Source organism: Isosphaeraceae bacterium EP7 (assembly GCA_038400315.1).
In the GTDB taxonomy this organism is placed as follows: domain Bacteria; phylum Planctomycetota; class Planctomycetia; order Isosphaerales; family Isosphaeraceae; genus EP7.
Map to the genome: position 1 here is coordinate 6,361,438 of CP151667.1, position 20,574 is coordinate 6,382,011.

Consider the following 20,574-nt stretch of genomic DNA (forward strand, 5'->3'; position numbering starts at 1 on the left):
GAGGGGGCCGGGATGGCCCCGGTGGCCGCATTGACGCGGCCCGATCGATCGGGGTGGGTCAGGGAGGACCCGCGATGTCCGAACGCCGGAATCTGTGGGCGGTGGTGGCCCTGGCCGCCACCCTGCACCTGGCCGGCATGGCAAGGTCGCCCCTGCCCGCGCAGGACGGCCTGAAGTTCATCCGGGTCGCCCGAGAATTCCAGACAGGGCCCTGGGTCGACGCCGTCCGCGGCTCCGACGCCCACCCGCTCTACCCCGCCTTGATCGCCCTGGCCGAGCCCGTCGTCAGGCCCTTCACCGGCGCGGGGCCCGACGCCTGGCGCATCGCGGCGCAAGTCGTCTCGGTCCTCGCGGCACTGGCCGCACTCTTCCCGCTGCACGCGCTGGCCCGTTCGCTCTTCGACGAACGGACGGCCGACGTGGCCACCTTCTTCGCATCGGTGGTGCCCATCTGCTCCGAGCTGGGGCACGACACGCTGGCCGACAGCGTCACGCTGCTGGGAGTGCTCTGGTCCGTCTGTCTGGCCGAGCGCGGCCTGCGCACGGGCTCGATCCGCTGCCTGATTCTGAGCGGCCTTGCCGCGGGCCTCGCCTACCTGGCACGCCCCGAGGCCATCATCGTCCCGCTGGCCATTGCCTTCGCCGCGGCGATCACGATCGCCGCCCGGGCCTGGCGAGGCCGGGACGAAGGGGCCCCCCGCCCCGCGTTCCTCATGCCGCTCGCCGGCCTGGCGTTCGCCTTCTTCGCGGTAATCGGCTCGTATGCGGCGGTGAAGGGCGAGGTCTCCGAGAAGCTGGCGATCCGAGGCGCCCTGGGCCTGGCCCCGAGCTACCTGACATCGAAGAATGCCGCTCCGCCACTTCCCGCCGGCCTCGACGACGCCCGCTGGGACTTCTCGCCCAAGGAAGAATCGGGCGACGACGCCTACGTCGGCAGGCCGCTGGCCGCCGCGTCCCAAATCATGGGCCACTGGGCCGACGAGATGGGCTATGCGCTGCTGGCCCTGGGCCTGCTCGGCCTGGTCTTCGCCAGGTCAGGGCCCGGCTGGGTCCTTGTCGCGTCCACGCTCGTCCTGTTCCTCGCCGCCCTGACCCGACACGCCACCGTCCTCGGATATGTCTCGGGAAGGCATCTGCTGATTCCCGTTGCACTCGCGCTCCCCTGGACGGGCGCCGGCTATGCCTGGTTCACGCGGTCCTGCGCCATCAAGCTGGGTCTGAACACCGAGAACACCCCCGGCCGTCGGCGTGTGATGATGGTGATGGGGGTTGCCCTGGCCGTCGCCGTGGCCGCGCTGCGACCCGGGCATGCCAACCGCTGGGGCCACCAGGCCGCGGGGCACTGGTTGGCTGGCAATGCCGGGTCCGCATCGGCGGTGCTCGACACCCGGGGCTGGGCGGGCTTCGTCTCGGGCCGAGAGGCCTACGATTACTGGCACGTCCGGCAGGCGCTCGCCGACCCGAAGCTGGACTACCTGGTGGTGGGGGCCGACGAACTGGCCGCCGACAGCCCCAGGGCCGAGACCCTGCGGGCGATGGTCGCCCACGGTGCCGAGCCCGCCGCGTCGTTCCCTTCGCGGCGGGGTGGCACATCCGCGGGCGTTCACGTCTACAAATTCCGCAAGCCGGCCTCGTGGGAGACCCTCCGTCGATGAACCACGGATCGTTCTTCGCGAGGCTGTTCCGCGGCTCCCGCTGGGCCTGGCAATCCGATCGCCACGTGGCCTCGCTGCCGGTGGACCTCGATGCGACGGTGATGGGCCTGCAAGCCCGCGACCGCCTGCACGAGAAGCAGGGCCGGTCCACGGCTCGCGTCGTCTTCAGGGCCGATTCGGGCGAGGCGCTGCCCACCTATCTGAAACGGCACTACTCGCTCCCCTGGCCCGAGCGGCTGAGCGCCCTGCTGAATCCGGCGGGCCGCCACTCGCCCGCCACGGCCGAGTTCGCGCACCTGGAGCACGCCCGATCGCTGGGCGTGCCCGTGCCCGAGGTCGTCGCGGCCGGCGAACGAATCGGCCCCTGGGGACGGCTGGAGAGCTACCTGATCGTCGCCGAGCTGACCGGCTCCGACGAGCTGAACCTGATCATCCCCAGGCTCGCGGCGCAGCTCGATCCCGAAACCTTCGCCCGCTCGAAGCGGCTTATCATCGCCCGCATGGCCGAGCTGACGGCGCGGCTGCACGCGGACCATTGCTTCCATAAAGACCTCTACCTCTGTCACTTCTACCTTGACCCGGCCACGGCCACCATGGAGCCCCCTGCCCTGTCGGTCATCGACCTGCACCGGATGGGCAGGCATCGGTGGACGGCCTGGCGCTGGCGTACCAAGGACCTGGCCCAGCTCCTCTTCTCGACCCGCGGGGTCGTCGGGATCAATGGCCGAGACATCCTGAGATTCTGGAAGCATTACAGGGCGTGGGCCGAGCCCCGGCGGCCGCACTGGCAGGCGGAAATGATCCGACGCAAGGCCGGCCGCTACGAGCGGCACAATGCCGGCCCCGATCGGGTCGGGGGGTCGAATTAGAATGCGACTTGCCTTGACCTATCAGAGAGTCGATCCGAGCCGGGGCGGGGCCGAGACCTACGCGGTCGACCTCTGCCACCGCCTGATCCGGGCGGGCCACGACCTGACGCTGTACGCCGACAGCTGGCGCGACAACGTGCTCCCCCCCGAGGTGCGCACCGTCCGCGTTCCCGCCAGGGGGCCCAACAAGCTGGCGCGGATCTGGAACTTCGGCGTCGCCAGCGAGGCCGCGCTGATCGCCGCCCACCACGACTGCTCCGTCGGGCTGATCAACACCTGGCACCAGGACGTGATCATTCCCCAGGGTGGCGTGCATCCCGGCAGCCTCGAGGCCAACGCCCGGCGGTTCGCCCCCGGCTGGAGACGGCGGGCCTACGTCGCGGCCAAGAAGGCCAACCCCAAGTGGTGGGTGTATCGGGCCATCGAGCAACGTCAATATGATCCCGCGCGTGCCACGCGCATCGTGGCCGTGAGCCGGATGGTCGAGAACCACCTGGAGCGCCACCACCGCGTCGACCACTCCCGCGTGACGGTCATCCCCAACGCGATCGATCCCGACCGCCTGCTGGTCCCCGATCCCGCCGCCGCACGCCGCGCATTCAGGGCCGAGCACGGCATCGCCGAGGGCGACCTGACCTGCCTGTTCCTGGCCCACAACTTCTGGCTGAAGGGCCTGAAGCCGCTGATGGAAGCCCTGGCCTTGCGCAAGCGGCGCGACCCCGCCGGCCGGCCGATGACGCTCCTCGTCTGCGGTGGCGGCACCATCGCGCCGTTCCGCGCCATGGCCGAGAAGCTCGGCCTGGCCGACTCGGTGAGGCTGGTCGGGTTCGTCGACGACATCCGCGCCGCCTTCCACGCGGCCGACTTCTTCACGCTCCCGAGCTACTACGACCCCTGCTCGCTCGTCGTCTTCGAGGCCCTGTCCTGCGGCCTGCCGGTCATCACGACAGGCTGCAACGGGGCCGGCGAGGTGCTGACCGAGGGGCGCGAAGGATTCGTCATCAACACGCCCGAGGCCGTCGCCCACCTGGCCGATGCCCTCGACGGCATGGTCGACGACCATCGCCGCGCGGCCATGTCCGAGGCGGCCCTGAGACTGGGTCGCGAACAATCGATCGGCCGGCATGTGTCCAGGCTCATCGAGGTCTTCGAATCCGTCGCCGCCGACCGCCGGGCCGGGCGGAGGGCGTGCTGCACCCCGCACTCGGCGGCCAGACTCGGGTCGGGCGTCATACGCGACCATTGACGACGGCCGGCCCGACCACCCGTCGGGCCGGGCTGTTCGTCCCATGCAGAAGGAGTTGCGCACGATGCGATCGATCATCCTGGCCGGCGGAAAAGGGACGAGACTCAGGCCGTTCACCGCGGTCTTCCCCAAGCCCTTGATGCCGCTCGGCGAGCACGACCCCATGCCCATCATGGAGGTGGTCATCCGCCAGCTCGCGCGCCACGGGCTCGGCGAGATCTCGGTGATCACGGGCTACCTCACCGAGCTCATCGAGGCCTTCTTCGGCGATGGCCACAAGTTTGGCGCGACCGTGGAGTATCGTCGCGAGGTCACTCCCCTGGGAACCGCCGGCGGCTTGACCCTGCTGGAACGCCCTGCGGAGCCGGTCCTGGTCATCAACGGAGACATCCTGACCACGCTCGACTTCGGCCGTATGATGAGGTTCCATCGCGAGCGCGGGGCCGCGGCAACAATCGCGTCTTACCCGCGCGAGGTGAAGATCGACTTCGGCGTGCTGGAGTTCGGCGACGACCCTCACGTGCTCGCCGGCTACCGGGAAAAACCCGAGTACTCGTTCCAGGTGAGCATGGGCATCTACATCCTCGACCCATCGGCCTGGGACTATCTGATCCCCGGCGAGCCCCTCGGCATGCCCGACCTGCTCGAACGGATGCGCGGCGACGGCCGCCCGGTCCATTGCTTCCGCCAGCCCTGCGACTGGCTGGATATCGGCCGGCACGACGACTACGCCACGGCCAACGAGATGTTCGAGGCGCGTCGGGCCCAGTTCCTCGGCGAGACGCCCACCTCGGCGATTCCCGCGCCACACCTGTCGACGGTCGCCTCGCGGGCCAAGGTAGGGCGCGACCTGTGAACGGACAAGCGACGGCAACCGGCCTCGTCCTCGTCGGCTACCTGATCGGCTCGATCCCGTTCGGACTGCTGGTGGCGATGCTGGTGCGCGGGGTGGACATCAGGACGGTGGGATCGGGGAACATCGGTGCGACGAACGTCGGCCGATTGCTCGGCTTCCGCTACTTCGTTCTCGTCTTCCTGCTCGACGCGCTCAAGGGATTCGCCCCGGCCTATCTCGCGGCGAAGCTGATGGGACCGACCTGGCCGTCGGTCCCGGTGCTCACCGCGCTGGCGGCGATCCTGGGACATACCTTCCCCATCTACCTGCGACTGCGCGGTGGCAAAGGGGTGGCGACGAGCCTGGGCGCGGTCTTCGCGCTCGACCCCGTGGCGGCGGGGTCGGCAGCCTGTGCCTTCATCGTCATCCTGTCGGCCTGCCGCTACGTCTCGATCTCTTCGCTGCTGGCAGGGCTGGCGTTCGCCCTGGTCCACTTCCAGCGGTCGAAGGCCCCCTGGTCGCCCGAGGAAATCGCCATGAGTTCGGTGACACTGGGCCTGCTGGGCCTGCTTGTGGTCAAGCACAGGTCGAACCTGGTCCGGGTCGCCGCCGGGACCGAGCCCAAGGTGACGCTGGGACGCAAGCGTGCAAGGCCCAGCGGTCGCGCGGCGGTTTTCGTCGTCCTGGGGCTGGCCGGCCTGGTCGCCTTGGGCTTGCTCGCCTCGCACGCTTCGAAGGTCGAGGTCCTCGACCTGGGTTCGTGCACGCTCAAGCAGGTGGCACGCGTGGCCACCGGCCATCAGCGTGCCGAGCGCGTGGCCTTCGGCGACGGCGGCCGGGTCCTGATGGTCACCTGCCCGAGATATAACCGCGTGGTCCTCTACCGCGTGACCGACGATGACTCTCTGGAGCCGATACGCGATGTGGCCCTGGAAGGTCGGCCGATGGCCCTGGCCGCCGGCGCCGACCGCTTCTATATCCTCCAGCGCCCGCACGGAGACGCCCGGCACATCGAGGAAGCCTGGTGGGAGACCTTCGGCTTCGACGGCCTGAAGGTCGGATCGAGGGTCCGGGTCGGCTTCGATCCCGACGACATCGCGCTGGTGGACGAAGGGCGCAAGGCCCTGGTCCTGACCTCGGGCCGCGCCGAGGGCGAGGCCAATCGACCATCCCCCGCGCTGACGGTGTATGACCTGACCAACGCTGTCCACGCGAGGGTCATCTCCCGGATGGAGTTCAACGGGCCGAAGGACGATCCCGAGCGGCTGAGCCTCTCGACCACCGGACAGCGCCTGGCCGTGACCTTACGTGGGACGGAGGAAGTCGCCGCAATCGACCTGTCCGACGCCGCCAAGCCGACGATCGTCGGCCGCTGGCCGATCCCGCCGAACGGAATTCCTTATGTGTCGGCGCAAGGCAGTGAGCGGATCGTGATGCCGATCGACGAGCAAGGTGAGAGCCTCTGGCTGACCCCGGGCGGCGAGGGGGCGGGACCTTATTTCGTGCGGACCGACCCCGTGGACTCGGTGCTCGAGGTGGTCGACGCCACGCGCCGGGTCAAGCTCGGACGCCTGCCACTGCGGGGGGCGATGAACCTCGGCTCGATCCGGCCGCTGGGCCTGGCCGCATCGCCCAGGCGAGGCTTGCTCGCCGTGGCCGGCCGCGACGGCGGGGCCGTTCACCTGCTCAAATTCGAGTCGGCCCGCGGCCCTGCACTGGCCGAAGGCACCCGCAGTGATGTGACATTGGCTCGGTAGAAACGGCGGTTCTTGCGCGAGGGCGGAGCCGTAATTCTCCCCCTCGCGTCGCCGTGCGCCTGGCTCGCATCACCGCCGAGGCTTGGTCCCGGCGGGCGGTGCGATTAGAATGGGACGATGATGCGGCTCCGCTTTCACGCGCGAGACGCCTCGCCCCGAGGCCACACCATGCACTCGACCGCCGAAAAGCCACCCTTGTTCTGCCCCCGCTGCCGACGCGCCGCTCGGGACGAGCGAGGGAAGGGCCTTTGCAGCCAGTGCGGAGACTCGCTCCAGCCTCAGGGTTATTGCGAAGTCTGCGAGAGCTTCTGGCCGCAGGCGGCCGGGTTCGAATGCCCCAAGCATGAGATTGCGCTCGTCGATTCGGCGCCAGGTCCGCTGATAACCGAGGTCCCTCCGGAGGGGTTGCGGCTCGTCACCGTCGGCGTATACCACATGCCCTACGAGGCCGAGACGCGACGGAGCCGTCTGGAGGCCGAGGGGGTGCCGACGTTCCTGGAAGGGGCGCGAATGGGGGCCATGAAGCCCTACGGCGGCGCCACGGGTGGGATCAAACTGCAAGTCCCGCTCGCCTATCAGGACGAGGCCCGCATCCTCCTGGCGCAGAGCTGGGCCCCCCCGCGCTACCCGGACGACGACCTGGACGACGCCTGGGATGACCTGGAGCCGGACCCAAACGCCACCCACGACGAGCAGGCCCACTGGATTGCCTGGCCCCTCATCGCAGTCGTCATCTTCACGGCTTTGGTCGTGCTGATGAGGCTTCTGAGGGGGGCGTGATCCGCCTGTAAATGGGATCGGTCGGGTCGTCGGAGACCGTCCAGACCTTGCCGTTGCGCAAGTACATCCGCCGCTGCTCCTCGCCGCTGAGGGGCCTGGCCCCGACCCGGCCGAAGACGGCGAGTTGGTTGCCGCTCTCGTCGACCGCGCGGTCCCGGTCCATCCCCTTAGAAACCGCGAGTGCATTGCCGCCTCGGGGCATCTTGTAGGTGGCCACAAGCTGGGGCGTGGGCCTGGGGGTGAAGCCGTCATTGCCGGGGGTCTCGGGGCCGGTCAACTGCACGATACGCAGGCCGTTCTTGCCATCGGCCAGGTAGGCGAAGACGCTGACGTAGGTGATGCCCAGCTTCACGTCATTCAGGTCATTGATGGCCCCCGCGGCGTCATAGACCTGCTCGATGAACGGCCGCTCGGGGTTCTCGACGTCGAGGATGACGAGCCCCTGCTTGCCGGCGGAGACGTAGGCACGCGTTCGCGCGACATAGACGCTTCGGGCGTCGGCCAGGGGGAGGGAGGCGACGGGCCGGGGATGGGCCAGGTCGGTGACGTCGAGGACTTTGACCCCTTCCGCGTCGCAGGCGAACGCATAGCGGAACTGGACCGCGACGGCCTTCGCATGATTCAACGGGACGACCGAAGTGACCCGAGGCTTGGACGGGTCGTCGATCGAGACGACGACAAGGCCGGCGTCGCACGAGATGTAGGCGTAGGTCCCGACGATCGTGAGGCCGCGGGCGCCCTTGAGGATGTCGTCGGGGTTGAACGTCACGTCGCGTTTGAGGAAGTTGTTGAGCGGGTTGCCGTCGAGCAGCGTCGCGGCGCCGACGATAATGAGGCCCTCATACTTATCTGCCACGTAGATCGACCCGTACATCGGGTGCACGCGCCCTTCCTTGTTCTCGGGAAGATGCGTGCGCGTGGGGTCGGGGACCAGGGTGGAGGGGGCAGCGACGGCGGTGGCGTACATGGTCTTCACGAAGAATTTCTGGCCGAGCGGCGAGACAGGAGCGGTGGTCGTGCGCTCGGAGAACCCTTTGTTGTCGATGAACGCGACGTCGAAGATGCGCAGGCCCCCCTCGCCGCAGGCGGCGTAGGCATACTCCCCTCGCATCTGGACGGAGAGGACCTCGGCCTTTTGCAACGGATGGAGCAACGCCTGCGCGACATCGGAACCGCGATGGCGGTGGGCTTCGTGCAGCTCGCGGCCCTCCTCGACGTGCTTGGCATACCGATCAGGGAACGCGAGCTTGTGCAGGTGGCTGCCGAAGACGGCCTGCGGCTCGTCGCGCTCGGTGGCCTCGACCGCGAGCAAGCCATGCTCGCCCGACGCGACCCAGGCATAGCGGCCGATGAAGTTGAGGTAGTTGGTCCCCTGCATCAGCAGCTGCGCCATGATGGCGTTGTTGTCATTCTTGCCCGAGACGTGGCAGTCGGTGCACATCTTGGTCTCGTGCGCCCCGGCGTCGCGTACGGTATGGGGCACGTTGGTGCTGAAGGAGAGGCCGCTGAACCCCTCGGCCGAGATCGTCTGCTGCTGGACGTAGATGCTCTCGCGGTTGCCGTTATACGAGCCCACGTGGATGGCGCAGCTCGAACGCGCCGGGCCGATGCGGTTGCCGGTCACGTCGCCATCGCGGGCGAGCATATAGACGTCGTCGCGCAAGGTCTGGAAGTTGTAATTGACGTAGTTGCGGGAGACGTCGCCGCTGTTGTGCAGGTCCGGCATCTTCATGTTCGCCTTCTGCGGCAGGTGGCACCCGTAGCACGACGGATTCCAGCCGGAGTGGCATGAGATGCAGCTCATCTGCTCGTCGCGATGGGCACACTGGCTGGCATCGCCGAGCCCATCGACGCTGCGGGGGCGATCGCCCCAGATCAGACGATTCTCGGGCGAGTTGAGGTCGAACCGGACGGTCTTGGCCAGGTGCGACTTGGCGTTGTAATCGACGTGCCCCGGGGAGACCGAGTCGACCGTCTGCACGACGCGCCACGACCGATCCTTCTCGACCATCGAATTCTGGATGATCTCATCCCCTCGTCGCTCGAATCTGCGCCTGCCGAACGGAGTGCGCAATGACGCCAGGTCCATCCCACCTTCGGGGGAGGCGGGCCCCGATGACTTGAGATTGGGCCGCTCGCTGGCCGTGCCGTGGCAATCCTTGCAGCCGATCTCGATGGCGTTGCGCACCTCGCCGTAGAGCTTGCCGTTGCCGTGGGCGCTCACCTGGAAATGGCAGTCAACGCAGTGCATCCCCTTCTCCATGTGGATATCCATCATGTGAAGCGGGATGTCGGGTCGGGTCTCGTCCTTGCCGTGTTCGACCTCTTGCTTCGTCGGCGGCAGCATCGCGGCCATCAGCTTGGCGGTGGTCACGTCGTCGATGACCGCGCCCTTGCTGTCGAGGAGCTGTCCCTTGCGATCCTGCTTGAAGACCGACCGGTATACCCAGCCGTGGCCGTGGAAATCGGCGAACTGGGTGTGCTTGAGGTAGGGATTCAGCGAGGTGATGTTCTCCAGGAACTTGGGGTCGGACCAGAGGCCGCGGGCCGACGCCTCGTCGGGGTTGGACATCGCCGCGCGGACGATCTCCTCGGCGGTCGGGTCCTTGGCCTTCTTGGGATACATCAGCTCGCCGTCGGTCTCGTTGTCCCACCACATATAGCCGACATAGCTGTTCATCACGGTCGTGCCGGGATGGATATGGCAGGTGAGGCACTGGCTGGTTGGCGGGGCGGTGATGAACTTGTGCTCGATGGGGTGGCCCGGCTGATTCTTGGGGATCATCGGGTCGGTCGAGAAGCTCGTCCCCTTGTTGCCGAACCGATAATAGGACTCGCTGGAATGGACCGGGGATCGGTCGTTGGCATACATGACATGGCAGGCGGTGCAGCCGCTGGACCGATAATCGCCCGCGTGATCGTTGGTGCCCAGGAAGTTGAGCGTGGGGTCGAGAAGCCGCGTCTTCTGCAGGCCGATGAAGACGGGGTCGGTCCGGTTCAGGGTACCGAGGCCGCGATTGCTCAGACGGACGCGAGGACGGCCCGGATCCTCGAAGATGTCGGGAATTCCCGTCTCCGGCCTGCCTCGGCCGCCGCGTTCGAAGATGCGCAGGACGTTACCGGGCTGGGTGATCTCGAACTGCGGGAGCGGGTCGAGATAGGGAAGAACCCCCTTGCGGTCGATCTCATCCTGCGTGGGCGGCGGCACCGTCTGGATGCGCTGGGGCACGCCATTCATGCTGTAGCTCTCGCCGAACTGCGCCCGCTTCTTGGGGAATGACCCGTTGTTATATAGGGCCGCCTCCCAGAGCATGGCCCCGTGGGTCATCATGCTCTTTCGGTTTTGCATCACCTCATTGGGATGACAGCCCGACGTGCCGCAACTGATATGAGCGACCCGCAGGTCGCCCGGGTTGACGAACCGGATATACTCGGGCGACTCGTGGTTGAGCAGCGTATAAGATCGGACGGGATTGCCCGAGCCGTTTCGCCAGGCTTCGGGCATGCGCGAGATGGGATGCGCCTCGTTGACGTTCACGGTGGAGGCGTTGCCGCCGTGGCAGTCGGTGCAGCCGAGCCGCACGGTGGCCTTCAGGTGGGGGTCGTGCGATCCCTGATGGCAACTGACGCACCCGTTGCTCTTGGACGCGAGGGCCACGTCGCTCTGCCTGTTGAGGTCGACCCCGGCCAACCCGAGAGGCAGCGGGTACGGGTCGGTTCCCGTCGTCTTGCTGTCGTGGAATCCATGCCCCTGACCGTACGCCCAGGATGGGAGAAGGGCGAGACAGAGGGCCGCCAGGGCGGTCCGGATGCAGGCGCAGGGGGGCATGTGTGGACGACCTCCGTGTCGACCGTCGGGAGCGGGCGCAGCTTCCCCGCAAGTGCGAGGCGCGGCAGTGGAGCACAATTAAACCCGTTGGTCAATCGCGACCGTGCCGTCAGGATCGCTCAGAAGCTGACCGTCATCGCCGTGAAGCCCGCGAAGAGGGGGTCGACCTGCTCTCCGAAGTTGCTGTACAGGTTGCGGAAGCCCAGGCCGGGAAGCAGCGTGGTCACGCCCAGGACGCAGACGAAGTTGTCGCTGAGGAAGGGCCGATACTCGAATCCGCTGGAAATATCGACGCCAATGCCGCGGTGGATATTCCCCATATAGAGATACTGCTCGAGCACATTCGTGCTGTCGAACCACTCGAAATTCATGTTATTGATCATCTTCAGCTTGGGCGTGAGGTCCATGTCCTGGCCCAGATTGAAGAGGATGAGGCCCGGGTTGACGAAGTTGCTCTGCCCCTGAATCTTGCTGGCCCGCAGATCTGGCAGGAGGCTGCCGTTGTTCACGAGATTGACACCGAAGAGGGGTAACGCCTGGCGCTGGAGGGTGGCGAAGATGCCGCCGGCGAAGACCTGGGAGTCGAGGATCGAGTCGAACCCGGTCGCCTTGTTGTTGTTGATGTCCTTGTCGCCCGACGCGTACAGGAACGCGGTACGGAACCGCATCCAATCGCGATCGTAGGACAGCTCGATGGCGCCCAGCATCGCGCTGATGTTCTGCGGCTTGCCGGCCAGCGGGTTCATGCTGTCGCGACCGAAGGCCCAGTAGAGGGCATGGTTGACATTGAATCGATTGATGTGGCCGTCGCCCGTCCAACCCAGGTAGGCGACGTCGACCCGGTGGGTCTGGAAGATGCCCACGGGGTCGGGTCGCACCAGGGTCCTGTTCTTGCTGAAGCGGAAGTATGGGTTGTCATTGTTGAAGTGGAAGCTGAGCTGCGACGTGTAGCCGGGCCAGATGAAGTCTTGCCTGTAGTAGTTGGCAATGACCACATTCTGGTTGCGATCATAGAACGAGTTCAGGCCGCTGTTGGTGTCCTTCTCGGCCTGCCGGAAGTAGGCCAGGTTGAACTGGTCTCGGTTGCCGTTGCGGGTGCCGAAGAGGCGGACGGCCCGGTTGACGTCGGCGAAGATCAGGCCGCGGAAGTCGCTGACGAAGAACTGCGAGCCGACGCGCACCGAGGCGAAGTCGAAGTTCGGGCTCAGGTCGGTCAGCTTCCCCTCCGCGAAATATTCCTGGAGCGCGAAGAAGGTCCGGTTACGCGACGTGCCTTGCAGCACGTTGGGGCTCACCTGTGCCAGCTCGCTGAACGCGGCGCTGTTCACGTTGAAGACGGGCGTGACCTTAATCTGCCAGTCGACCGGCTTGAAGGCCGTGTCGCCGTGGAACAGATTGAAGGAGACCTGGCTGAAGTTGGAGAAGCCAAACTGGTTTGGCCGGCCGAAGAAGGGGAACTGGCCCGCTCGTGCGGTGCTCTCGAACGCACCGGTCTGGGTCGGCGCACGGCGAAACTCAGAGACCATCAGGTTCGTGGCCGTCACATCCAGGAAGGTGTGCTGGCCGATGATGGGGAAGTCACCCTTGAGCAAATTCTGATTATACGGGTCATACCAGCGACCGACCGTATAGGGGATATCTTCGAGGCTCCCCTTCCCCTTGCCATAGCGATCCCAGGCCGGGAAGCCGACGCGCCAGCGGTCTTCCACCGGCACGAAGTCGGCCGTCTCCTGGGCCTCGCGGGGGATGATGCTCGACTTGCCCGCAAACCCATTGGGCAGGTCAACCGGCGTGCGGAAGGCATCCGGCGGGAGCAGCATCAAGGTCCCGGGCGGGACCACGAGCATCTCGTCGGGCGTGCGAAGCCCTTCGAGCAGCGGCCCCGGGGCGGGCCGGTCGGGTGCGATCTCGGCTGAGTCGTCCGGGTCAGGCGGAGTCACCGGGAGATCGGGCAGCGGGTCGATGGCGGGCAGCGAGACGGACGGCGGTATGGGCGCGGCAGCAGGCGCCTGGGCGATCGCCTCCGGAGCCAGGAGCAAGGACAACGCGATGGCTCGCGGCAGGCTTCGCCAGATCCACCGTGTCCACCGCGCCATTCATCGCACCCCTGGATCCCGAAATGTCTGCCTTGCTAGGCCGAAGCGCCTGGATGTTCAATCGGACACAACGCAGGGAAACTTTGAGGCCTGCGCCGATTCTTGCGATTTTACCGATTCCCGCAGCAGTCGCGGTTATCGCGATTAAGCCAACCCCGGTTCCGGACCGATATCGAAAGGGGTCGGGGCATGGACTGCGCCCTGGTCTGGATCCGGGGACGAAGGGGAGGCGTGATGGCTAGCGTCGCATCGAAGCTCGGCATGGGCAGGATCCGACGCGGCTGCGTCCCTTCGATCGAGGCGTGCGAACAGCGGACGATGCTCAGCGGCGCCAATGCCAGAGGGGCCGCGTCGCGCACCGACCCGGCCAACCTGAGTGCAACTCTCACCACGATCGAGGTTCAGCAGCTATTGAGCCGGGCGGCGGCGGCCTCTCAGTCCGATGACGCGATCATCGCGGTGGTCGATCGCGGCGGGCGGGTCCTGGGGGTGCGGTCCGAGGCGGGGGTCTCGACAGCGATCACCGGCGACACCGAGAAGATGGTCTTCGCCGTGGACGGGGCCCTGAGCCTGGCCAGGACCGCCGCCTTCTTCGGCAATAACCAGTCGCCCCTCACGTCAAGGCTGGTCCAGTTCATCAGCCAGACGACCAACACCCAACGCGTGATCGAGTCGGACCCGAACATCCAGGACCCGAACTCAACGCTGGCCGGGCCCGGGTTCATCGCCCCGGTGGGCATCAAGGGACACTTCCCGCCCAACGTGCCGTTCACGCCTCAGGTGGACCTGTTCGCCATCGAATATACGAATCGGGACAGCACGTTCATCGCGGGGGATGACGGGCTGCGCGGGACGGCCGACGACCTGATCTTGCCCAACCGATTCAATGTCGCCGACCAAAATATCCCAGCGAATATCTTCACTCCTCCCACCGACACGAGCCCGGGCATCGACCTGCGGCTGGTTCCGCCCGACTCCTACGGCGTGATCTCAGGGCTGCTGCCTTCGGGGCAGAACCGGGGGATCGCGACGCTGCCCGGGGGGATCCCGATCTTCAAGAATGGCGCCGCCGTGGGCGGGATTGGTGTCTTCTTCCCGGGGACGACCGGCTTCGCCACGGCCGAGAACTCGATGCTGAACGATTTCGGCTACGACGACCGGAAGCCAGACCGGTCGATCGAGGCCGAATTCATCGGCTTCGCGGCGGTCGGCGGCAGCAAGGCCGCGGCGCGTCAGCTCAAGCTCCCGCTGTCCATCGGGACGCTCGGCGGAGTGCCCGCCCTGCCGGGGTTCGACCTCCCATTCGGCCGGATCGACCTGGTGGGCGTCACGCTCGACGTCATCGGCCCGCATGGCAACCTGGGGCCGGGCAACCTGCTGCGCTACATCAAACGCATCGGCGTCAAGGCCGGCACCGGCAACCCCAACAGCGGAACCAACCTGCCGGTGACCACCGATCCGGGTGTCACCGTCAAGGCCGGCCGCGTCGTGCCGGACGGCTGGCTCGTCACGCCGCATGACTCGAAGGACGGCAGCTTGACGGCCGCCGACGTCGAGACGATCGTCTCGCAGGGCATCGCACGTGCCAACATGACTCGGTCGGCGATCCGCCTGCCGATCAACAGGCACACGCGGATGGTCTTCGCCGTCACCGACAAGACCGGAGAGGTCCTCGGCCTGTACCGGATGACCGACTCCGTCGTCTTCTCGTTCGACGTCGCCGTGGCCAAGGCACGCAACGTGTCGTACTACGACGACCCGGCGCAGCTCCAACCTCAAGATCAGGTTGGCTCCACCGTGCCCGTGGGAACGGCGTTCACGGCCAGGACGATCCGCTACCTGGCCTTGCCCCGGTTCCCCGAGGGGATCGAGGGCTATCCGCCGGGGCCGTTCTCGATCCTGGAAGACGGCGGCGTGAACACGACCACGGGTCAGACGATCGGCGCCGCCCTGCCCGCCTCGGCGTTCCAGAGCGTCCAGGGATACGCCGCGTTCCACCCGCAGGCCAATTTTCACGCCCAGACCGACCCCAAGAACCAGAACGGCGTCATCTTCTTCCCAGGCAGCAGCCCGCTTTACAAGGACGATGGCCACGGCAACAAGGTCATCGTGGGGGGCCTGGGCGTCAGCGGCGACGGCGTGGACCAGGACGACGACGTGACCTTCTCGGCCTCCCTCGGATACAGGACCCCGGCGACCGTCCCCAGGGCCGATCAGGTCTTCGTCCGTGGGGTCCGTCTGCCATATCAGAAATTCAACCGCAACCCGAACGTGGGTTGATGCCGATAGCAGAGGGGTCGATCCGAGACGTCGTCGCGCAAGCGATTTCACCCGAGGCCCCGAGCATGCGCCGCCCCCGCCTGGTCCTGATCGTGGTGGCCGCCATCGGGGCGATCGCGCTTCGTGCCTCGGCCGATGATGCCCAGCGAGGTCGAGGGCACGTGAAGGCCCCGCGGGTGCAGTCCGAGCGCGATGCCGGCTACCCCCATTGCGTGTCGCCCCACGCGGCGCCTTCGATCACGCCGAGTTATGGCGGCTATTACGTCGGCGGCGGGTGGCCCCTGCATCGCCGGGGCAACGCCCCCCGCCCCGACGATGGGACGTTCGGCTGGGACTATACCGGCCGCGGTCTCTTCCGCCCGCGAGTCAACCTGGGCTTCAGCCATCGATTCCGCCAGGGCTCGGGCGGGCCGTACGCCACCGAGGGCCCCAAGATTCTGGAGCCCGCCATCGAGAAGGTGCGGGAACACCACGAGCCGGCGGAGCACTGATCGCCGGGCGGCACCTCGCCTGGTATCATGCCTTTCTAAAGAGGTGGCCCTCGGGCCGTCGGCGGGGTGCCCACCCCGTCAATCGATGCCTAGCCGCCGAGGTGCCGGTCGATGAAGGACTCGCTGGAGATCCGCGTCTACGACGCCCAGGTCCCCGTCTATCAGGGCGAATTCGTCAAGCCGGTGGAGCTCGGCCGTCAGGGCGCGGGGGAAGAGGGGCCCTACAGCAAGGTGGGGCGTTCCGGTCGCTACCGGCTCATCGTCGCCGGCCTGGAAGAGTCGAACGTCTCGCGCAGGCATGTGCTTCTGGAACCGCTGGGCGACGGATGGGCCCGGCTGACGAACCTGAGCTCGCATGCCCCCTTGCGCATCGAGGGCCGGGGCGACCTGCGGCCCCAGTCCGCCCCCCTGGATCTGCCCCTCCCGTTCGTCTTCTTCCTGGGCCGCAAGGCGGTGCGGGCACAGGCTCCCGAGGTCGAAGAGGTTGGGGTGATTAACGCCCTGGCCGAGGCCACCATGATACCGGGCGGTGGTGCTTCGCCGAGGCCCAAGCCCTCGATCCTGAGCAGGCCCGCGGCCCCATCCAGCGACCTGGAGTCGATGGTCCGATGGCTCTCGGCCACGATGAACGTGCTGCTCAGCGGCGGCAACGCCGGCGAGTTCTTTCAGCAGGCGGCGCAGGCCATCGTCGACGTCGCGGGGCTCGACACCGGCCGGGTCCTGCTGCTGGACGACGGCGACTGGAAGACGGTCGCCGTCGGCATCTCGCCGGCCATGCTCCAGGCCAGGCCCGACTTCCAGCCCAGCCGGTCCGTCACCCGCAAGGTGCTCGCAGAGAAGCGGACCTTCTGGCAGATCCCCGACTCCGACTCCTCGGCCAGCCTTGAGGGGCTCGAGTCGGTCATCGCCGCCCCGATCCTCGACTGCAACGGCGAGGTCATCGGAATCGTCTACGGCGAGCGCGGGGCATCCTGCTCGTCCGACGACGAAGACGCGATCTCCATTTTGGATGCGATGCTGGTCGAGCTGCTGGCCTCGGGCGTGGCCAATAGCCTGGCCAGGCGCGAGCAGGAAGTCGCCGTTGTCGCGGCCCGGGTGCGGTTCGAGCAGTTTTTCACGCCCGAGCTTTCACGCGAGTTAGAGGCCCACCCCGACCTGCTCAGCGGCCGAGACAGCGAGGTCACCCTCCTCTTCGCCGACATCCGCGGCTTCAGCCACCTCAGCGAGCGGCTCGGCCCGACGCGGACCGTCGATCTGATCAACGACGTGATGAGTGCCCTGTCCGACTGCGTCCTCGAACACCAGGGGGTGCTGGTTGACTACATCGGCGACGAGCTGATGGCCATGTGGGGGGCACCTTGCGCGCAGCCCGAGCACGCGAAACTCGCCTGCAAGGCGGCCCTGGACATGCTCGGCCAGCTTCCCGCGATCAACGGGCGCTGGCAAGGAACGGCGGGGATCGACCGCGAAATCGGCCTGGGCATCGGCCTCAACACGGGCATCGCGCGGGTGGGCAACACCGGATCCACCAAGAAGTTCAAGTACGGCCCGCTGGGCAATACCGTGAACCTCGCCAGCCGCGTTCAGGGGGCCACCAAGCACCTTCGCACCAGGCTGCTGGTCACCGGCATGACCCAGGCCGGCGTGGGCGACGACTTCGCCGTCCGCCGCCTGGGCAAGGTGCGTGTGGTCAACATCCAGGCGCCCGTGGATCTCTACGAGATCGACAGTGGGACCACGCCCAACTGGTCGAGGCTGAAGCACGAATACGAGGCGGCCCTGGTCCACTTCGAACGCGGTGAGCTGGCCCCGGCCGCCCGCATCCTGGGCGCGCTCCAGTTCGAGTTCGCCGGCGACGGCCCCTCGCTGGTGTTGCTCTCGCGGGTGGTCAACGCGATGGTCGACCCCAGCAAATACGACCCGATCATGGAACTGCCCGGCAAATGACGCGGGACGTGCCGGGCGATGACTTGCCTATCGGCCCGTCCGCCGCGTCTTCCGGCCGTCGACGAAGCTATCCAGCACAACCTTCCCCAGGTCATCCGAGCCGCAGTAGGCGGCCACGCCCTTGGTGACGCGGGCCATCTCCTCGACGAAATTCACCAGGCTCGTGTAGAAGTAATCCTCGATCAGGGCGAAGCTCGACACTCGGATTCCCGCGGCGGAACAGCGGCGGGCCTCTTCCAGCGTGGCCCTGGCGGTCTTTTGCGCGGGGGGGTAGATCAGGACCACATCGCGACCCTCCAGGTGAGCCGTCGGCTCTCCGTCGGTGATAACGATGATCTGCTTGTTCGCGGCCGCCTGCTTGCCCAGCATGTTGCGGGCGAGCTTCAGGCCGGCATGGATGTTGGTGAAGTGCTGCGGGACCCGCTTGGGTGGCTCGTCCAGGCTGTATCGCAGGTTCACGCGGCTGTCGTAGATGCTCACCGGCTTGGGCGCCGAGTTCAGCAGCTCACGCTCGGTCATCGGCGTGGCATACGTGTAGAAGCCGATCATCTTCAGCCAGTCCTGGGCGTACTGCCCGCGTACCATGGCTTGCAGGGCCATGGCCACCTTCTTGGTCATGGCATACTTGCCATACCGGCTCATCGATCCGCTCATGTCGATGAGCAGGACGGTGGCGCAGCGGGCCTGATACTCCATCTCGTGGACGACGAAATCGTCCTGCTGGAGCCTGATCGGCGCGGTGGCCCCCTGGCGGGCCATCGCGTTCTTCAGGGTCTCGTGCAGGTTGAGGTTCGCCATGCTGTCGCCGAAGACGTACGGCCGCGAATCCTCGTGGCGGATGCTGCCGTCCCCCTTCTGCGGGGTCTCGTGCTTGCCGGCGCCGTCCTTGCGGAAGATCTGGAACAGGTGCGTGAGCGACGATTCCTGGATCCGGCGGATTCCCTTGGGGCTGACCTGCCACTGCCCCTTCTCGTCCTTCTCGATCAACCCTTCCTTGCGGATCAGGTCGAGCATCTCGGGCATGTCGTCGTTGTCGAACTCGTCCAGATTGCGCAGGACCTGGTCGCCGTACTGGAGCATGTAATCGGCGATCTGGTCGAACGCGGCGTCGGCCGACTGCGACTGGAAATCCTGCGAGCCGTCCCACTGGGTATATTCATATCGGGGCATCGCGGGGCGTGTCCTTCCTGCTCAGCTGTCGGACCGGATCGCATCACGCCGCATTCTGACCGCGGTGCCGGCTCAGCGCTTGTACGAGGCCCCGCCGGTCTTGCTGGCCTTGTTCAGCTTGTTGTGGACGTGCAGGCCTTCCAGGATGAACTCGACGGCGCTGGCCGTGGCGGCGTCGCGGGCGTCACCCTCGGTCAGGTCGGGCAACTGGGCCCGCGCCAGCTCGTCGGCCTTCTTCCGCAGGCCGGGCACCTTGTCAGCACGCTCCAGGATCGCCGAGGCCGGCTCTGTGTCGGAGATCTCGAAGCCCTTGCCGCTCTCAAAGTAGTCGACCGTGGCGCGGAAGTCCTTGGCGTTCAGGTGCATGTCGAACACGTTCTTGACCGCCTCGCCCACGATCCGGCCGATGAGCTTGTCTTCCTGCGCGTCGTCCTCGCTCATCGTCAGCTCCAGCTTGCCGCGCGAGCTGGGGGTGGCGTGCGTCAGGTCGGAAACCCTCGGGACGATCCACGACTCGCCGTTCAGCAGCGCCCGCCGCTCGGCGTTGGAGACCACGTTCTCCAGGTTGGCGATCGACATCCGGACCGAGACGCCCGAGGCCTGGTTAACGTGCGGGCTGGTCCTGGCCAGTCGCGACGCCTCCTCCACCACCTGCTTGACGTAGTTCGGCAAGGCAAGCCGCCCCGTCTCGCCGCGGTCGAGCCAGGCATTCTGGTCGTTGATCGCCATGCCCAGCTCAAGGGTCAGCGGATAGTGCGTGCGCACCACCGAGCCGATCCGGTCCTTCAAAGGGGTGACGATCCGGCCTCGGTTGGTGTAGTCCTCGGGGTTGGCCGAGAAGACCATGCAGAGGTCCAGGGTCAGGCGGATCGGGTAGCCGCGAATCTGGATGTCGCGCTCTTCCAGCACGTTGAACAGGCCGACCTGGATCTTGGGCGACAGGTCGGGCAGCTCATTGATGCAAAAGATGCCGCGATTGGTGCGCGGGACCAGGCCGAAGTGCATGGTCAGCTCGCTGGAGAGGTAGCGCCCCTCGGCGTGCTTGATCATGTCCACCTCGCCGATCAGGTCGGCGATGGTCACGTCGGGGGTCGCCAGCTTTTCCTGGTAGCGCTGGTCACGGCCGACCCAGGCGATCGGCGTCGCGTCTCCCAGCGACTCGACCTTGTCCTTGCCCACGGCCGAGAGCGGCGCCAGCGGGTCGTCGTTGACCTCCGACCCCTCGATGATCGGCATGGCGTCGTCGAGCAGGTTCACCAGCTGGCGCAGCATCTTCGTCTTGGCCTGGCCGCGCAGGCCGAGGAACAGCATGTCGTGCCGCGAGAGGATCGCGTTCTGGATCTGCGGGACGACGGTCTCTTCATAGCCGAGAATGTCGGGGAACAGCGTCTCGCCGGAGCGCACCTTTCTGATCAGGTTGCGCCTCATCTCGTCCTTGACCGGCACGCTTCGATACCCGCTCGCCCGCAACTCACCGAGGGTCTTGGGCCGATCCGTCGCCATAAGCTTGCAATCTCCGGATGCTCGCCCGGCGGCCCCCTTGGACGCGAGAAGGGCCGCCCGCGCCTTCGATTCGGGCGAGAGCGAGTCACACGGTCATGCTAGGCACCCGTCCAGGG

The 20,574-nt window shown here is 66.9% G+C and carries 13 protein-coding genes; 9 read left to right on the plus strand and 4 right to left on the minus strand.

Annotated features, from left to right (window positions below):
• Positions 1-74: 74 nt before the first annotated feature.
• From EP7_RS25120 to EP7_RS25145, 6 genes are all read left to right on the plus strand, one after another.
• The gene (locus tag EP7_RS25120; protein ID WP_463524986.1) at positions 75-1,655 is read left to right on the plus strand and encodes an ArnT family glycosyltransferase; all 1,581 of its coding nucleotides are present in this window, start codon (positions 75-77) and stop codon (positions 1,653-1,655) included.
• On the plus strand, positions 1,652-2,524 hold the full coding sequence (locus tag EP7_RS25125) for a lipopolysaccharide kinase InaA family protein (protein ID WP_463524988.1): 873 nt from the start codon (positions 1,652-1,654) through the stop codon (positions 2,522-2,524). The genes EP7_RS25120 and EP7_RS25125 overlap by 4 nt, the downstream gene beginning before the upstream one ends.
• A gap of 1 nt (position 2,525) precedes the next feature.
• Positions 2,526-3,770 carry a glycosyltransferase family 4 protein gene (locus tag EP7_RS25130; RefSeq protein ID WP_463524989.1) on the plus strand — a complete coding sequence of 415 codons (1,245 nt, stop codon included), beginning with the start codon at positions 2,526-2,528 and terminating at the stop codon, positions 3,768-3,770.
• Between the two features lie 64 nt (positions 3,771-3,834).
• Positions 3,835-4,626, plus strand: coding sequence for a sugar phosphate nucleotidyltransferase (locus tag EP7_RS25135; protein ID WP_463524990.1), 792 nt, complete (start codon positions 3,835-3,837; stop codon positions 4,624-4,626).
• Positions 4,623-6,362, plus strand: coding sequence for a glycerol-3-phosphate 1-O-acyltransferase PlsY (gene plsY / locus EP7_RS25140; protein WP_463524991.1), 1,740 nt, complete (start codon positions 4,623-4,625; stop codon positions 6,360-6,362). The genes EP7_RS25135 and plsY overlap by 4 nt, the downstream gene beginning before the upstream one ends.
• 168 nt (positions 6,363-6,530) lie before the next feature.
• A complete protein-coding gene (locus EP7_RS25145) occupies positions 6,531-7,142 on the plus strand; it encodes a hypothetical protein (RefSeq protein WP_463524992.1) in 612 nt (203 codons plus the stop codon).
• On the opposite strand, the gene EP7_RS25150 is transcribed toward EP7_RS25145, so the two are convergent.
• Together EP7_RS25150 and EP7_RS25155 are read right to left on the minus strand one after the other, a co-directional pair.
• Entirely contained in the window at positions 7,099-10,971 is a 3,873-nt protein-coding gene (locus tag EP7_RS25150; protein ID WP_463524993.1) for a hypothetical protein, read from the minus strand. The genes EP7_RS25145 and EP7_RS25150 overlap by 44 nt on opposite strands.
• A gap of 119 nt (positions 10,972-11,090) precedes the next feature.
• Complete coding sequence (locus tag EP7_RS25155; RefSeq protein ID WP_463524994.1) at positions 11,091-13,016, minus strand: hypothetical protein; 1,926 nt, start codon at positions 13,014-13,016, stop codon at positions 11,091-11,093.
• Between the two features lie 285 nt (positions 13,017-13,301).
• Here EP7_RS25155 and EP7_RS25160 point away from each other — a divergent pair, with 285 nt between their 5' ends.
• From EP7_RS25160 to EP7_RS25170, 3 genes are all read left to right on the plus strand, one after another.
• A complete protein-coding gene (locus EP7_RS25160; RefSeq protein ID WP_463524995.1) occupies positions 13,302-15,347 on the plus strand; it encodes a heme-binding protein in 2,046 nt (681 codons plus the stop codon).
• 65 nt (positions 15,348-15,412) lie between these two features.
• Positions 15,413-15,838, plus strand: a complete 426-nt coding sequence (locus EP7_RS25165; protein WP_463524996.1) for a hypothetical protein — start codon at positions 15,413-15,415, stop codon at positions 15,836-15,838.
• A gap of 111 nt (positions 15,839-15,949) precedes the next feature.
• Positions 15,950-17,785, plus strand: coding sequence for an adenylate/guanylate cyclase domain-containing protein (locus EP7_RS25170; protein WP_463524997.1), 1,836 nt, complete (start codon positions 15,950-15,952; stop codon positions 17,783-17,785).
• A 27-nt stretch (positions 17,786-17,812) separates the two neighbouring features.
• On the opposite strand, the gene EP7_RS25175 is transcribed toward EP7_RS25170, so the two are convergent.
• Together EP7_RS25175 and EP7_RS25180 are read right to left on the minus strand one after the other, a co-directional pair.
• The gene (locus tag EP7_RS25175; RefSeq protein ID WP_463524998.1) at positions 17,813-18,955 is read right to left on the minus strand and encodes a VWA domain-containing protein; all 1,143 of its coding nucleotides are present in this window, start codon (positions 18,953-18,955) and stop codon (positions 17,813-17,815) included.
• 72 nt (positions 18,956-19,027) lie between these two features.
• Positions 19,028-20,458: a sigma 54-interacting transcriptional regulator gene (locus tag EP7_RS25180; protein ID WP_463524999.1), complete on the minus strand. Its 1,431-nt coding sequence runs from the start codon at positions 20,456-20,458 to the stop codon at positions 19,028-19,030.
• Between the last annotated feature and the right edge of the window lie 116 nt (positions 20,459-20,574).